A 14,582-nucleotide genomic window follows, 5' to 3' on the forward strand; every position below is an offset into this window, starting at 1 on the left:
GGTGCCTTGCCCGTTATTATCAGCGTTGTTTTTTCTGCGCCTGCCACAGAGCCAGCACACTCAGGAACACTGTTGCCATCAGGTAAAAACCAGGGGCAAAGTGAGACCCAGTAGTGCGAATCAGCAGCGTACAAATGAACGGCGCAAACCCACCAAAGACCGTGACGGCAATGTTATAGCTTACCGCCATGCCGCTGGCCCGCGTGCTGATGGGGAAAATATCCGCCATCATTGAGGGAATCGTCGAGAAGTAGACCGATTTCAGCAGGGCCATCCAGCCTACTAACAATATCAGCGACCAGGCAGTGACATCCCGGCTCATTAACCAGAATGCCGGCAGGATGGTGAAGCCCAGTAGCGCCAGCGCACTCCATAACAGGCGCACACGCCCAAAACGCTCGGCTGCCAGCCCGGCAAACGGCGTGACTACGGTGAGGATAATCCCGGCGACCAGTGTGGCGGTATACGCAGTTGACGCTGGCAGCCCCAAAGTGCGGGTTGCCCATGTTGGCACATAGTTGAGCATGTAGTTAATGGCTGTCGAGACCACCATCAGCCCAATCGCCACTGCGATAAGGCGTTTTTGCCCACCGAAGAGCGCCCGCACCGGGTGTGCGCTTTTCTCTGCCTGGGCATAACGTTGCGGTTCATGCACATGGCGGCGAATGTATAAACCAATCGGGCCAATAATTAACCCAAACGCGAAAGGAATACGCCATCCCCATGCCATAAGCTGGTCCGTGGACAGGCACTGCGCCAGCCCCAAACCAAATGCCGAGGCCAGTAACGTGCTTGCGCCCTGGGTGGCAAACTGCCAGCTGGCAATAAACGCCTTGCGTTCCGGGAAGTGCTCAACCAGAAATGCCGTAGAACTGCCGAATTCACCACCGGCAGAAAAGCCCTGAATCAACCTGGCGACCAAAATCAGCAGAGGTGCTGCCAGGCCAATGGTCTGGTAGCCGGGCATAAAAGTGATTATCGCCCCGCCCAGCATCATCAGGTTGATGGACAACAAAAGCGAGGCTTTGCGGCCATGTTTGTCTGCATATGCACCCAGCACAATGGCCCCTAATGGGCGGATTAAGAACGCCACACCAAAGCTGCCAAATGTCAGTAACAATGAAACTGACGGGTCGGTTACCGGGAAAAAAGCATGAGCAATATAACTGGCAAAAAAGCCGTATACCGCAATATCAAACCACTCCAGCGCATTACCAATACAGGTGGCAAATAAGGTTTTGTACAGGCTGGGGCGCACGGTAACAGTGCCGTTTTCACGTACAATACTGGTCATTGTGCACCTCCGGCCTGGTACTGGCGATGAGCATCGAGCAGAGCATTACCATTTTCGCCTAACTCCCAGAACAGATGCGTCATAATCGCCAGGCCTTCGCGAGCAACACAGACCGGCAAATGTTCGTCTGGCGCATGCTGGCCGCAAGCCGGGTAAGAGTGCGGAACCCACAATGTAGGCAAACCGAGGATCCCGGCGAACACATCGTTTGGCAGGGATCCTCCCAGGTTGGGTAATAACGCAGGTTTTTTCCCCGTGGTGTGTTCCATCGCACTCAGCGCCCAGTTCACCAGCGGGTCGCAGGGGTCGAAGCGGGTTGCCGGTGTACCCCGCACTTCACTGATTTCCACCATGGAAAAACCGCAGGCGTCCAGGTGAGTACGCACATGGGAGGCCAGATTTTCCCAGTCCGTTCCCACCACAAAGCGTAACTGGCAAACGGCTGTGGCCTGGCCGGGAATCGCGTTCATGGGTTGCGCCGGGTTCCCGGTCAGAAAAGCCAGCACTTCAAGGGTATTCCAGCCGAACAGTTTTTCTGCCGCGCTTAAGCCAGGTTCGCCCCAGGCAGCGTCGGTCTGTGGGTCGCCCGGGTTACCGGCAGGTGTGACATCCGCAAGAATAGCTTTGAGTGAATCCGTTAAAGCGGGTGGTTTCAGGCCTGCAACCTGAATCGCTCCCTGGCCGTTCACCAGGCAGGAAATAGCATTAGCCAGTTGTGTACCTGGATTGCTGAGCAGCCCACCCCAGTTGCCGGAATGGTAGTCTTTCGCACGGGCATTAATACTGAGGCGAAAGTTGATACACCCGCGGGACCCTAAAAAAAGTGTCGGCCGTTCTGCGCTAAGGCGAGGGCCATCGGACGCGATAAACAAGTCGGCGTTAATGCGGTTTTTCAACTGGCTGCACACTTGCGCAAGCCCCGGGGAGCTAATCTCTTCCCCCATTTCACACAACCACACACAGTTAAAACCAAGGCGCCCTTCACGGGCACGCCACACCTGTTCCAGTGCAGCCAGGTTAACGCTGTGCTGGCCTTTGTTATCTGCGCTGCCGCGCCCGTACCATTTACCGTCTTTTTCGACTAACTGCCAGGGCGACAACCCTTCACTCCACCGGGCATCATCACCAAAAACCACATCACCATGGCCGTAACACATCACGCTGGGAAGTGACGGGTTTTCCTCGCGTATCGCCAGTAAAAATGGCCGGGCCGGGTTAACCGGGTTGGGGATGATTTCTGTGGTGAAGTCCATCTGCGTGAACGCAGGAATAAACACGTCATCATAATAACGGCGCAGCTGCTCATCGCGGTCTGTTCGCTGGCTCTCACTGGCAATCGCTACACGCTCTGCCAGCAGTGCTTTGAAATACCCGCTGTCGAACCAGTCCAGTGCCTGGTTAACCACCTGTTGTGTTTTCATGTTGTGTACCCTGTCCGGTATCAGCCCGCTGCATGTTGCGCGGGCTGTTGTTGTTGTCTTTTTGTTCTAAACCAGACCAGAGCATTGCCACAATAATAATAATTGCAATTATGCATTGCCTTTTTTATAACGCTAATATGCACACTTTTGGCGCACTGGCAGGAACCACGATGTTAAATAATGAGTTACGCTATTTTTTGGCTGTTGCCACCACAGGCTCATTGAGCCAGGCCAGCCAGCAACTGTATGTGGCGAGTTCGGCAATCAGCCGCCAGATCCACAAGCTGGAAAGCCGTATGGGGGTCACACTGTTTCAACGCCACGCGCGGGGAATGGTCCTGACGGATGCCGGGCAAATACTGGCAAACCACGTTCGCAAAAGCCTGCGCGATATGGATAACGCGGTGGCAGAAATTCAGGGACTGAAAGCCGTGCGCAAAGCGCTGGTTCGCCTGGCCTGCACTGATGGAATGGCGTTTGATTTATTTCCCGGGCTGATAGCCCGCTTTCGCCGCCACTACCCCAGTGTGAGTTTTGATTTACAGGTGGGTACGGCACAGACTGTTGCCGAATGGGTACGTAAAGGTACCTGTGATGCAGCCTGCCAGTTCAGCCTTGCGCCAGAGCGCGATGTAGATATTGTGACTAGCTGGCCTGCACCGGTATTATTGCTGTTACATCCGGGGCACCCCCTGGCACAGCAGGAAAAAATTGCCATCAGTGATTTACAGGATTACCCCGTGGCATTGCCAGAACCCGGTACCACCATTCGCCAACTGTTCGACCTTTCCTGCCGCCTGGCCGGAACATTTCTGGAACCCGCACTGAGCTGCAATAACTTCGCGACACTCTATGGTGCGACACGCCAGTTATCCGGTGCAGTAACGGTATGCAGCCATTTCAGTGTGCTGTGGCGTGCGAAACAAGATGGAATGGTGTTAAAACCTATCGACAGCCCCACATTAAGCCAGCGGACCCTGCAGTTACAAACCCCGGCAAGCCAGAACCGCTCAGCCGCCCTGAATCTGTTTTTAGAAGAGACAGTGGCAACACTGACGCAGGCACATCACAGCCATTTTCCTCCGGCGAGCCATGCTCCGAAATAACGCAGAATTGCGCCAGCTCAGTGCACCCGTTACGGGCATTGCACCAACATCACTCACAGAACACAGGGGGAGCAATGCTCAAAGGTGATTATTATCTATCTGTTTTTAAAGGTTTTTAAAAATATCAGCCAGACTGGCACCATTCTTGCCTTGCTAAACCAGCAGGGGTGACAAGCGGGTAACCGGTGTCGCCAGACAATCTGGAAATGGATCACTAGGGTTCCGGTCTTTTGACGCAGGTCCGAGAGTGATCGACCGCCCTCTGGCGGTTACACGGCGGGATAAAAGCCCGGGAGGATAAGCGACCATTACGCGCCGCCCTCCTGCTTTTATTTACTCCAACGTCAGAGGAAATTTCATGCTTACAGCCTGTAAACGCGCCCTGCTCCTGGTCACGCTCGCCCTGTTCACCACAGGCGCACTCGCCGCCACACCAACCTTCAAACTGTGCTGGTCCATTTATGCAGGCTGGATGCCGTGGGATTACGCGCAACAAAGCGGCATCCTGAAAAAATGGGCAGATAAATACCATATCAACATCAAATTTGTGCAGGTCAACGACTACATTGAGTCTGTTAACCAGTACACCGCTGGCGGGTTTGATGGCTGCACCATGACCAACATGGATGCCCTGACTATTCCGGCCGCAGGCGGTGTGGACAGCACTGCACTGATTGTCGGGGATTACTCCAACGGCAACGATGGCATTCTGTCGAAAACCGCTAAATCCATTAAAGACCTGAAAGGCCAGGACATTAACCTGGTGCAGTTGTCGGTTTCCCATTACTTGCTGGCCCGCGCCCTGCAACAATCGGGCATGAGTGAAAAAGATATCAAAGTCGTGAACACTTCTGATGCCGATATCGTCTCTGCTTTCACCACGCCAGAAGTTAAATCCATTGTCACCTGGAACCCGTTACTGGCGGAAGCCGCCAAACAACCGGGGGCCAAATCACTGTTCACCTCAGCCCAGATCCCGGGCGAAATTCTCGACTTACTGGTGGTGAATTCTGCCACGCTGAAAAAACACCCTGAGCTGGGTAAAGCACTGGTGGGAGCCTGGTTTGAAACACTGAAAACCATGGAAGGTAACAGTGCCACGGCGAAAGCGGCCCGTACCCAAATGGCAACGGCATCAGGAACTGATCTGGCCGGGTTTGATGCGCAACTGGCCGATACCTGGTTGTTCGACACACCGAAAAAAGCACTGGACTTCACCACCAGCCCGCAGTTGAAAACCACCATGCAAAAAGTGGCCGAGTTCTCTTTCGCCCACGGCCTGTTAGGCGATGCCGCGCCTTCTGCGGATGTGGTGGGTGTTGCGACACCGGCTGGCAACTGGGGTAACCCGGGCAACATCAAACTGCGCTTTGACGATGAATTTATTCGCATGGCCGCCAGTAACCAACTGTAACCCGGAGGTGCCCAATGCAAAAGATCATTAACTACCAACCCCAGCCGATGAATCGCCTGCTGCTGGGCACCCTGCCACTACTGGTGGTGCTGGTTGTCTACCTGATCGCGTCTGATGCGCGCCTGGCCGCCAACAGCGCCGACAAGTTACTTCCCGGTTTTAATGCCATGGGTGACGCCATTATGCGCATGGCGTTTACCCCCAGCCCACGCACCGGGGAATACCTGCTATGGGCCGACACCTGTGCCAGCCTGGCGCGCCTGCTGATGGGCACCGCGCTCAGCGCCCTGCTCGCACTGGTCTTTGGATTGTTCTGCGGGGCTCTGCCAGTGGTGCGTGCGTTTCTGTCACCGTTAATCACCGTGATTGCGCTGGTGCCACCGCTGGCAATACTGCCCATTCTGTTTATTTGTTTCGGCCTGGGCGAACTGGCAAAAGTCGTGCTGATTATTATCGGTATCACGCCGTTTATTGTGCGTGACCTGCAACTGCATGTGATGTCGATTCCTGAGGAACAGTTAGTGAAAGCCCAGACACTCGGCGGACATTCCGGGCAGATTTTGTGGCGTGTGGTATTGCCGCAGTTACTACCACGGCTGATGGATTCTGTACGCCTGTCACTGAGTTCAGCCTGGTTATTTTTGATTGCCGCAGAAGCCATTTCCGCAACCGATGGTTTGGGTTACCGCATCTTCCTGATGCGCCGTTATATGGCAATGGATGTGATTTTGCCTTATGTCGCCTGGATAACACTGCTGGCGTTTGCGCTCGACTTCGCCCTGCGCTTTATCAACCGCCGCTGTTTCCCCTGGTACTACGCAAAATAACCCCCGGCCGCTTAAGGAACTGTTATGCCGTTAATTGAACTGAAAAACCTTGAGAAACACTACGACGGGCAGGTCGTGCTGGAACGGCTGAATGTCAGTGTTGATGAAGGTGAGTTTGTATCCATTGTCGGGGCATCTGGTTGCGGTAAAACCACCTTTCTGAAGATGCTGTTAGGCACAGAGTCCCCGAGCAAAGGCGAATTACTGCTGGCAGGGAAACCGCTGGCGAAAGAGCCTGATGCCAACCGTGGCGTGGTTTTTCAGCGCTACTCGGTATTCCCGCACCTGACCGTTCTGGGCAATGTCATGCTCGGGGAGGAATTCAGTGAATCCCGCTGGCTTGGCAAAGTTTTTGGCCGCCGCCGTGCTGCCATTCGTGAACGGGCACGCAACATGCTGAGCCAGGTAGGGTTACTGGCGGCACAGGACAAATACCCCCACCAGCTTTCTGGTGGGATGCAGCAACGCCTGGCCCTGGCACAGGCGCTTATCAAACAACCGCGTATTTTATTGCTGGATGAACCTTTTGGGGCGCTGGATCCAGGCATTCGGGCGGAAATGCACACGCTGATAAGCGAGCTATGGACCCGGCACCAGCTCACCATCTTCATGATAACCCACGATCTCAAAGAGGGATTCTCACTGGGTTCACGCCTGTGGGTGTTCGATAAAGTGCGTCACGACCCGCACGCCCCCGATGCCTTTGGCGCAAGCATTACTTACGACATCCCGCTGGAGCGTTCTCCGGCGGGCTCTCCTGCTACCGGGCCAGCCCCGCTGGTTAACCGCGCAGCCTGATACACCTGGACGGAGATAATCATGACAACCCTGAACTACCACACGGTTTTGCCTGCTGGCAGCCACTGGTCACTGGTGATGCGCCGTGGTACGGCACTCACCCTGACCGACATCGATGGCGGGGCCAACGCAGCCGTGCTGTTTTACAACCCGGAGAACTTACTGGAGCGGTATAACGCACCAGATACGCTGAAATGCCAGCATACGTTCCGCCTTGGCCGCGGCCACTGCCTCTATTCCGATATGGGGCGAATCTTCTGCGCCATTGAGGAAGACAGTTTTGGCTGGCACGACACGGTCTGCGGCAACAGCAACGCCACCCTGGTTGCTGAGCGCTTTGGCGCGCTGAATTACCAGACCGCACACAATAAGCGCCACCAGAATGGCTACGACAGCTTCCTGGTTGAGCTGGCGAAATACGGTCTGGGAAAACGCGACATGGCCGCCAACATCAACTTTTTTACCCAGGTCACGGCGGGCGCAGACGGCACGTTACACCAGGGGCAGCACAGCAAGCCGGGTGCCGAAGTCCGCCTGCGTTTTGCCATGGATACACTGGTACTGCTGCATACCTGCCCACACCCGTTGCATGCAGGCGGTGATTACCCGCGCGCTTCTCTGGGTATCACCCTTGATGGTGAGCGCAAACCACTGGCAGAGCACTGCCTGGTACGGGAAGAAAACCAGCGCGGCCTGCGCAATAACCAACTCTATTACCTGAGCGAAGGAGTCTGAACATGTTGCAAACCAGCCCACGAGTAACCGGCGATGCACTGTACCGCATGGCTGTACCGGCCGGTGATTACTGGCTGTACCGGGTGGAAGCCGGGCAAGTTTTACGAATTACGGACCTGGAAGGCAACCAGGCCGCCGACACCCTGTTTTTTAACGCCGATGACACTGCCGAACGCTACAGCGTAACCGACACACTGCGCGGCCAGGGAAACCTGTTTCTGACCACAGGCAGCGTGCTGCGATCCAATGAAGACCGCCCGATGCTGACCATTGTTGCCGATACCTGTGGCCGCCATGACACCCTGGGTGGTGCCTGCGCCACCGAGAGTAACACCGTGCGTTACGACCTGGAAAAACGCCATATGCACGCCTGCCGTGATTCCTGGATGCTGGCGGTTGCCGAACACCCGGAATACGGCCTGACCCGGCGAGACATCACCCATAACATCAACTTTTTTATGAATGTCCCCGTTACTGAACAGGGTGACCTGACATTTGCCGATGGCATTTCCGCACCCGGAAAATACGTTGAGCTGGAAGCACACATGAATGTACTGGTGCTGATTTCCAACTGCCCACAACTTAACAACCCCTGCAACGGTTATCACCCCACTCCTGTTGAAGTCGCGGTCTGGTAAGGTTGGGCGCTGCGGGACGACCCGCAAGGACGCGCCAGGATTGACGCAGGACGACCTGCATAGCCTGAGGCCAGTGAGTTATGTTAACCCGAATTCTAATTGCCAACCGTGGCGCAATCGCGGTGCGAATTATCCGTACCCTGAAACAGATGGGTATTACCGCCATCGCGGTGTATGCCGAAGCAGATAAGCATGCAGGCCATGTGCGCCTGGCCGATGAAGCCTGGTCGCTGGGCGATGGCAACGTCCGTGAAACCTACCTGAACCAGGAAAAACTCTTTGCCATCATCCGTGAAAGTGGCGCTCAGGCGGTGCATCCTGGTTACGGTTTTTTAAGTGAAAATGCCGAATTTGTTGCCGCCTGCGCTGCCGCTGGTGTGCGGTTTCTTGGCCCCACCACAGAGCAAATGGCCGCCTTTGGCCTGAAACACCGGGCGCGCGAACTGGCACAACAGCAGCAGGTTCCGCTGTTACCCGGCAGTGGATTACTGACGGACTGTGACGCCGCACTCCAGACGGCGCTGGCAATTGGCTACCCGGTTATGCTGAAAAGCACCGCAGGTGGCGGTGGTATTGGTATGCAGCGCTGCAATGATGCCGGTGAACTGCAGGCCGCCTTTGAACGGGTAAAACGCCTGGCAGGCAATAACTTTGCCGATGACGGCGTTTTCCTGGAGAAATTTATTGCCCGCGCACGCCATATTGAAGTGCAGGTATTTGGCGATGGTCAGGGCAATGTACTGGCGCTGGGCGAGCGTGACTGTTCCGCACAACGGCGTAACCAGAAAGTTATTGAAGAAACCCCGGCGCCGTACCTGAGCGAACCAACGCGCCAGGCACTCCAGCAAACCGCCATCCGCCTGTGCCAGGCCGTAAAATACCGTAGTGCCGGCACCGTCGAATATGTGTACGACGCTGAAGCAGACCGTTTCTATTTTCTGGAAGTGAACACCCGCCTGCAGGTAGAACATGGTGTGACTGAAATGGTGTTTGGCGTGGATATTGTGCGCTGGATGGTGGAACTGGCACAGGGAACACTCGCACCATTAAACCGCCTGAAAAGTGAACCACGCGGCCATGCCATCCAGGTGCGTCTGTATGCCGAAAACCCGGCGAAAGATTACCAGCCCGTTGCCGGGTTATTAAGTGATGTCAGCTTCCCCACTTCGGTTTCTGGCGCAACGCTGCGTATTGACCACGGGATTGCGACTGGTACGGAAGTTTCTCCGCTATATGACCCTATGCTGGCAAAAGTCATTACCCATGCGCCAGACCGCAACACCGCGCTGAAGGCACTGCGCACTGCCCTGGCGGAAACCCGGTTATATGGTATTGAAACCAATCTGGCATGGTTGCGGCATATTCTTCAGCAACCTGCCGTGCGTGACGGGCGCATGCTGACCTCCACGCTGAGCCAAATCCACTGGCAACCCAACACGCTGGATGTGCTAAGTGGCGGTACGCTGACCACGATTCAGGATCTGCCGGGCCGGACAGGCTACTGGCATGTCGGTGTTCCCCCATCCGGACCTTACGATTCACGTTCATTTCGCCTGGCAAATACTTTACTGGGGAATGCCCCGGACGCCGCCGGGCTGGAAATCACCCTGCGCGGGCCGGTGCTGAAATTTAACCAGCCCTGCTCCATTGTACTGACTGGGGCAACACTCGATGCCACACTGGACGGCATACCCGTGTTGATGGGGGAAGTAACCCGCGTCGACCTTGGACAAACCCTGAGCCTGGGGGCAATTAACGGCGCAGGTTGCCGCAGTTACCTGGCGGTTGCCGGTGGTCTGGATTGCCCGTATTACCTGGGTAGCCGCAGCACGTTTACTTTAGGTAAATTTGGCGGTCACGCCGGGCGGGCGCTCCGTACCGGTGATGTGCTTCACCTGGCCGCTCCCGAAGTGCGGAGTAACGCGACACCAACAGATATTGCCATGCCAGAGCTGAGCAACAACTGGCAATTGCGGGTTATTTATGGCCCGCATGGCGCGCCCGAATTCTTCACCCCTGAGGACATTGCCGCGTTTTTTGCCGCACGCTGGCAGGTACATTATAACTCCAGCCGTACCGGCATTCGCCTGACTGGCCCGAAACCAAACTGGGCAAGGCCGGATGGCGGTGAAGCGGGTATGCACCCGTCAAACATTCATGACAATGCTTATGCTTTTGGCTCCGTCGATTTCACCGGTGATATGCCAGTTATCCTTGGCCCGGACGGCCCTTCATTGGGCGGGTTTGTCTGCCCGGCAACGGTCATAGATGCAGATTTATGGATGCTTGGGCAACTTAAGGCCGGAGACAGCGTGCAGTTTGTTCCGGTGACACTGAGCACTGCAGATGCACTGAGTGGAATTGGCGCAATGCCCACCGGGCAAGAAGCCAGCCCCAATGCACTACCCTCCCCCATATTGCTGCATGACCCGGCACGCGACGGGATGCCAGAATTAACTCTGCGGGCAGCGGGTGATCGCTTTTTACTGGTGGAGTATGGTGAACAACGCCTGGACATTACCCTGCGTTTTCGTGTCCATGCCCTGATGCAGGAACTGGAAAATGCGCCACTTGCCGGGCAACTGGAGTTAACACCGGGTATTCGTTCGTTACAGATTCACTTTGACCCGCACCTGTTACCCCGCGACAGGCTGATCAACGCCATTACCACAGCAGACGCAAAACTGGGCGACCTGCGCGACGGGCGCGTCCCTTCGCGCACCCTGTGGTTACCTTTGAGCTGGAATGACGAAGCCTGCCAGAAAGCCATCGATCACTACACCCAGTCTGTTCGCCCTGGCGCGCCATGGTGTCCAAGCAATATTGAGTTTATCCGGCGCATCAATGGCCTGCGGCATATTGATGAGGTGAAAGACATTGTGTTCAACGCCCGTTACCTGGTTATGGGGCTGGGGGATGTGTATCTCGGGGCACCGGTTGCCACACCACTGGATCCACGCCACCGCCTGGTGACGACCAAATATAACCCGGCCCGCACCTGGACGGCGGAAAACTCGGTGGGTATTGGCGGCGCTTATATGTGTGTGTACGGCATGGAAGGCCCCGGAGGCTACCAGTTTGTCGGGCGTACCATTCAAATGTGGAACCGCGACCGGCAAACACGCGAGTTTGCCCAACCCTGGCTGCTGCGTTTCTTTGACCAAATCCGTTTTTACCCGGTCAGCCACGATGAACTGATGCAGTTGCGCGAACGCTTCCCCTGGGGTGAAGTACCGCTGCGTATCGAAGAAGGTGAATTCAGTCTGGCGGAATACCAACAATGGCTGGCGAGTGAAGCTCACAGCATTGAAGGCTTCCAGGCTGTACGCCAGGCCGCTTTCGATGATGAACTGGCACGCTGGCGGGCTGACGGGCAATTTACCTATATTGCTGAAGAAACAACCGCGACACCAGACGATGATGCAATACCGGAAGCCTGTTATGGCGTGGAAAGCCAGGTGGCAGGCAGCATCTGGCAGTGGATGGTTAGCGAAGGCGACAGCATTGAGCCCGGCCAGGTGATAGGCCTGCTGGAATCTATGAAAATGGAGATTCCGGTGGTTTCCCCGGTTCAGGGTAAGGTTCGTAAAGTGCAACGCCAACAGGGCCAGAGAGTGGATGCCGGGCAATTGCTTGCCATTATCGAACCCGTGGACTGACACCTGAGTCTGGGAAAATAAGCAGTGCAGCAACCCGGTTCTGCCTGGCCTGCACTGTTCATTTTCATCCCGGCAATTTTTTTACCCGGTGAATCTGGCTGGTTACTGATGTTATGAAACCCTGGCAAAAAAGTGGCACAATTTACGCACTCACTGCAAATTTCCCTCATAATCATGCCCTATTCTTACTGCTCCGGCGGGTAACCCTGTACAGGCCTGGTGGTTATTGTACGCCACTGAAAAAGTGATGTTCCCAGGGATATCCTTAATTGCGTATAATGACATTTTCGTGCATCGCCAAACTGCTATGTTAAAACAAAAAACAATTAGTCAGCATATTGAAACCACTGGGATTGGTCTGCACAGTGGGAAAAAAGTGCATATGAAACTTTCTCCGGCACCAGTCAATACAGGTGTTGTGTTTCGTCGTGTCGATCTTTCCCCGGTAGAAGAGATTCCGTTACGCGCGCATCGGATTAAAGACGCCGTTCTCGCCACCAATTTATTCAATGATAACGGTGTACGCATTTCGACTATCGAACACATCTCGTCGGCCATTGCCGGATTAGGCATTGATAACCTGTATGTCGAACTGGATGCCGCCGAGGTACCGATTATGGACGGGAGTTCCAACCCGTTCGTGTACCTGCTGCTTCAGGCCGGGGTTCAGGACCAACAGGAAGCAAAATCCTTCCTGAAAATTACCAAACCCGTACGAGTTACCGATGGTGACAAGTGGGCCATGCTGGAACCAGGCACCGGTTTTAGTCTGGATTTCACTATTGAGTTTAACCACCCGGCTATTGCTGCCGATACTTGTCAGTTTGCACTACAACTCACCCCAGAACGCTATGTGGCTGAACTGTCTCGCGCCCGTACTTTTGGTTTTATCAAAGATATTGAATACTTGCAGAAACAGGGCCTGAGCCTGGGAGCAAGCCTGGACAACGCCATTGGTCTGGATGAATTTACGGTAGTAAACCCGGATGGCCTGCGTTACCCGAACGAACTGGTACGCCATAAAATGCTGGATGCGGTGGGCGACCTGTTTGCCGGTGGGCACAACCTGCTGGGTCATTTCAGTGCGTATAAATCAGGCCATGCACTGAATAATGCCCTGATTTGTGCGGTGCTGGATACGGCCAACGCCTGGACACTGATTACCAGCGAGGATCCGGGGGTTAACGGGCAAGAAAATTACCGTGCAGTGCCAGCGGTTACGCGCTCCAGTTTCCCATCTCTGGCATTCACCACACACCATTAATGTTTACCTGCCAGGCAGGCTTCTGTCCTGGCAGGTCGCATCGGTATGATAGCCGCTCAGGCGCGATTTACTTCACAAATAAACGCACCACGCCGCTCATATCCTCTTCACCCAGGCCTTGCGCCATGGCTTTACGGAACGCATCACGCGCACCGCTGATGGCGGGCATTTCCGTAACTTCTTCGTCGGCCGAGCGCAACATGTAATCCAGGTCTTTTTCTATCAGCTCAACCGGAAACAACGGTGCAAACTGCTGTGTAAGCATAGACTGCGCAACCCGGCCAGCCATTGGGCTCCAGGAAGCCGTGCCCGCGACGGCATCCAGTACCCGGGCGACATCCACCCCTTCACGAATCAGGATAGCAATAGTTTCAGCCAGCGCCGCAACCTGTACTCCCAGCAACGTATTGGTCGCCAGCTTACTCATTGCCGCGGCACCATGGCTCCCGACATAAAATACATCGGACCCCATTTGTAATAATAAAGAGCGGACATGATCCACATAGCCTTCATAGCCGCCCACAAAATAGATAAGGCTGGCATTATCAGCCTGAGGGCGCGACCCTGAAACCGGAGCCTCAAGAAACGGGCGGTCACGGGAAGACATTATCTGAGCAAGCTCTCGCACCCAGGACACAGTCAGCGTACTACTTTCAATAGCGATGGCACTGGCCGGCATTCCCGCGAGTGCGCCCCATTCCGGGTTAAGCCACACTTCCCGTGAAGCCTCATCATCGCGTAATACCGAAATTATCACGCCAGCCTGTGCAACGGCTTCTCGTGGCGTGAAAGCCTGGCCGGCCCCGGCATCAACCAGTGGAGCAGCGGTTTCCGGAGTACGGTTCCACACCGTTACATCATGCCCGGCTTTCAGTAAGTTCATTGCCATGCGGCTGCCCATTGCCCCGGTGCCAAGAAATGTCACTTTCGCCATGATGGTTACCTTTTCAAGATTCTATACGCGGCGGTGACTGGTACGGGAGGGAACCGCCGGGAAATGCCGGTTGCCTGTTGCTGTCAGGCTCGCCCCGCGCCGGCTAAATGGGCTAAGGTATCTGACGCTTTATTCATCCTGGTTGCAAGTATGAATTGCCTTAATCAGACAAATTATTAGCATGGTACGTAAATAAAGCAGGCTGAATTCTCCCAGAGCGTTAGGAAGATACCTGAACCAAACCAGATACAGGCATTATTGATTTATTTTACAATAAACAATAACCAACCAGCCCCAATAAAACACCGAAATTTAAGTTAAGTAAAACACGACAAAAAAAACAGAATAACCCCATCTAAATTACGCCAATATAAATGCATCAATAAGGTATTATTACACTACCCACAACGAGGTATTTTTAATTAACCACAATCACCAAACATAATTACAAGTCACTAATTTAAAAGATAAAAAAATAACAATAATTATTTT

The 14,582-nt window shown here is 54.6% G+C and carries 11 protein-coding genes and 1 riboswitch; of the genes, 8 read left to right on the forward strand and 3 right to left on the reverse strand.

The genetic code is table 11. The features are described from left to right. Positions 1–19: 19 nt before the first annotated feature. Both MPHASIOC01_RS21380 and MPHASIOC01_RS21385 read right to left on the reverse strand, forming a co-directional pair. On the reverse strand, positions 20–1,294 hold the full coding sequence (locus MPHASIOC01_RS21380) for an MFS transporter (RefSeq protein WP_353613252.1): 1,275 nt from the start codon (positions 1,292–1,294) through the stop codon (positions 20–22). Continuing rightward, a complete protein-coding gene (locus MPHASIOC01_RS21385) occupies positions 1,291–2,715 on the reverse strand; it encodes a M20 family metallopeptidase (RefSeq protein WP_353613253.1) in 1,425 nt (474 codons plus the stop codon). Before MPHASIOC01_RS21385 ends, MPHASIOC01_RS21380 begins: the two co-directional genes overlap by 4 nt. A 170-nt stretch (positions 2,716–2,885) precedes the next feature. Here MPHASIOC01_RS21385 and MPHASIOC01_RS21390 point away from each other — a divergent pair, with 170 nt between their 5' ends. The 8 genes from MPHASIOC01_RS21390 (at position 2,886) to lpxC (ending at position 13,156) form a co-directional block, all read left to right on the forward strand. Then, positions 2,886–3,821: a LysR family transcriptional regulator gene (locus MPHASIOC01_RS21390; protein WP_353613254.1), complete on the forward strand. Its 936-nt coding sequence runs from the start codon at positions 2,886–2,888 to the stop codon at positions 3,819–3,821. Between the two features lie 203 nt (positions 3,822–4,024). After that, a riboswitch (guanidine-I (ykkC/yxkD leader) is annotated at positions 4,025–4,119 on the forward strand. 60 nt (positions 4,120–4,179) lie between these two features. Further along, the gene (locus MPHASIOC01_RS21395; protein WP_064599100.1) at positions 4,180–5,235 is read left to right on the forward strand and encodes a putative urea ABC transporter substrate-binding protein; all 1,056 of its coding nucleotides are present in this window, start codon (positions 4,180–4,182) and stop codon (positions 5,233–5,235) included. A 14-nt stretch (positions 5,236–5,249) separates the two neighbouring features. Beyond that, positions 5,250–6,062 carry an ABC transporter permease gene (locus tag MPHASIOC01_RS21400; RefSeq protein WP_353613255.1) on the forward strand — a complete coding sequence of 271 codons (813 nt, stop codon included), beginning with the start codon at positions 5,250–5,252 and terminating at the stop codon, positions 6,060–6,062. A gap of 24 nt (positions 6,063–6,086) precedes the next feature. Further along, a complete protein-coding gene (locus MPHASIOC01_RS21405) occupies positions 6,087–6,860 on the forward strand; it encodes an ATP-binding cassette domain-containing protein (protein WP_353613256.1) in 774 nt (257 codons plus the stop codon). 21 nt (positions 6,861–6,881) lie between these two features. Next, the gene (locus MPHASIOC01_RS21410; RefSeq protein ID WP_064599094.1) at positions 6,882–7,595 is read left to right on the forward strand and encodes an urea amidolyase associated protein UAAP1; all 714 of its coding nucleotides are present in this window, start codon (positions 6,882–6,884) and stop codon (positions 7,593–7,595) included. A gap of 2 nt (positions 7,596–7,597) precedes the next feature. Then, entirely contained in the window at positions 7,598–8,233 is a 636-nt protein-coding gene (locus tag MPHASIOC01_RS21415) for an urea amidolyase associated protein UAAP2 (RefSeq protein WP_064599092.1), read from the forward strand. A gap of 80 nt (positions 8,234–8,313) precedes the next feature. Next, complete coding sequence (uca, locus tag MPHASIOC01_RS21420; RefSeq protein ID WP_353613257.1) at positions 8,314–11,892, forward strand: urea carboxylase; 3,579 nt, start codon at positions 8,314–8,316, stop codon at positions 11,890–11,892. A 307-nt stretch (positions 11,893–12,199) separates the two neighbouring features. Continuing rightward, complete coding sequence (gene lpxC / locus MPHASIOC01_RS21425; RefSeq protein WP_353613258.1) at positions 12,200–13,156, forward strand: UDP-3-O-acyl-N-acetylglucosamine deacetylase; 957 nt, start codon at positions 12,200–12,202, stop codon at positions 13,154–13,156. Positions 13,157–13,223: 67 nt separating this feature from the next. On the opposite strand, the gene MPHASIOC01_RS21430 is transcribed toward lpxC, so the two are convergent. Further along, positions 13,224–14,090 carry an NAD(P)-dependent oxidoreductase gene (locus MPHASIOC01_RS21430; RefSeq protein WP_064599088.1) on the reverse strand — a complete coding sequence of 289 codons (867 nt, stop codon included), beginning with the start codon at positions 14,088–14,090 and terminating at the stop codon, positions 13,224–13,226. Between the last annotated feature and the right edge of the window lie 492 nt (positions 14,091–14,582).

Source organism: Mangrovibacter phragmitis (assembly GCF_040429585.1).
GTDB lineage: Bacteria > Pseudomonadota > Gammaproteobacteria > Enterobacterales > Enterobacteriaceae > Mangrovibacter > Mangrovibacter phragmitis.

Excerpts from the sequence above, each read along its gene's own strand:
- MPHASIOC01_RS21395 (WP_064599100.1), top strand. The coding sequence starts at position 4,180 with ATGCTTACAGCCTGTAAACGCGCCCTGCTCCTGGTCACGCTCGCCCTG.
- MPHASIOC01_RS21430 (WP_064599088.1), bottom strand. The coding sequence starts at position 14,090 with ATGGCGAAAGTGACATTTCTTGGCACCGGGGCAATGGGCAGCCGCATG.
- MPHASIOC01_RS21380 (WP_353613252.1), bottom strand. The coding sequence starts at position 1,294 with ATGACCAGTATTGTACGTGAAAACGGCACTGTTACCGTGCGCCCCAGC.
- uca (WP_353613257.1), top strand. The coding sequence starts at position 8,314 with ATGTTAACCCGAATTCTAATTGCCAACCGTGGCGCAATCGCGGTGCGA.
- lpxC (WP_353613258.1), top strand. The coding sequence starts at position 12,200 with ATGTTAAAACAAAAAACAATTAGTCAGCATATTGAAACCACTGGGATT.
- MPHASIOC01_RS21405 (WP_353613256.1), top strand. The coding sequence starts at position 6,087 with ATGCCGTTAATTGAACTGAAAAACCTTGAGAAACACTACGACGGGCAG.
- MPHASIOC01_RS21400 (WP_353613255.1), top strand. The coding sequence starts at position 5,250 with ATGCAAAAGATCATTAACTACCAACCCCAGCCGATGAATCGCCTGCTG.
- MPHASIOC01_RS21415 (WP_064599092.1), top strand. The coding sequence starts at position 7,598 with ATGTTGCAAACCAGCCCACGAGTAACCGGCGATGCACTGTACCGCATG.
- MPHASIOC01_RS21410 (WP_064599094.1), top strand. The coding sequence starts at position 6,882 with ATGACAACCCTGAACTACCACACGGTTTTGCCTGCTGGCAGCCACTGG.
- MPHASIOC01_RS21385 (WP_353613253.1), bottom strand. The coding sequence starts at position 2,715 with ATGAAAACACAACAGGTGGTTAACCAGGCACTGGACTGGTTCGACAGC.
- MPHASIOC01_RS21390 (WP_353613254.1), top strand. The coding sequence starts at position 2,886 with ATGTTAAATAATGAGTTACGCTATTTTTTGGCTGTTGCCACCACAGGC.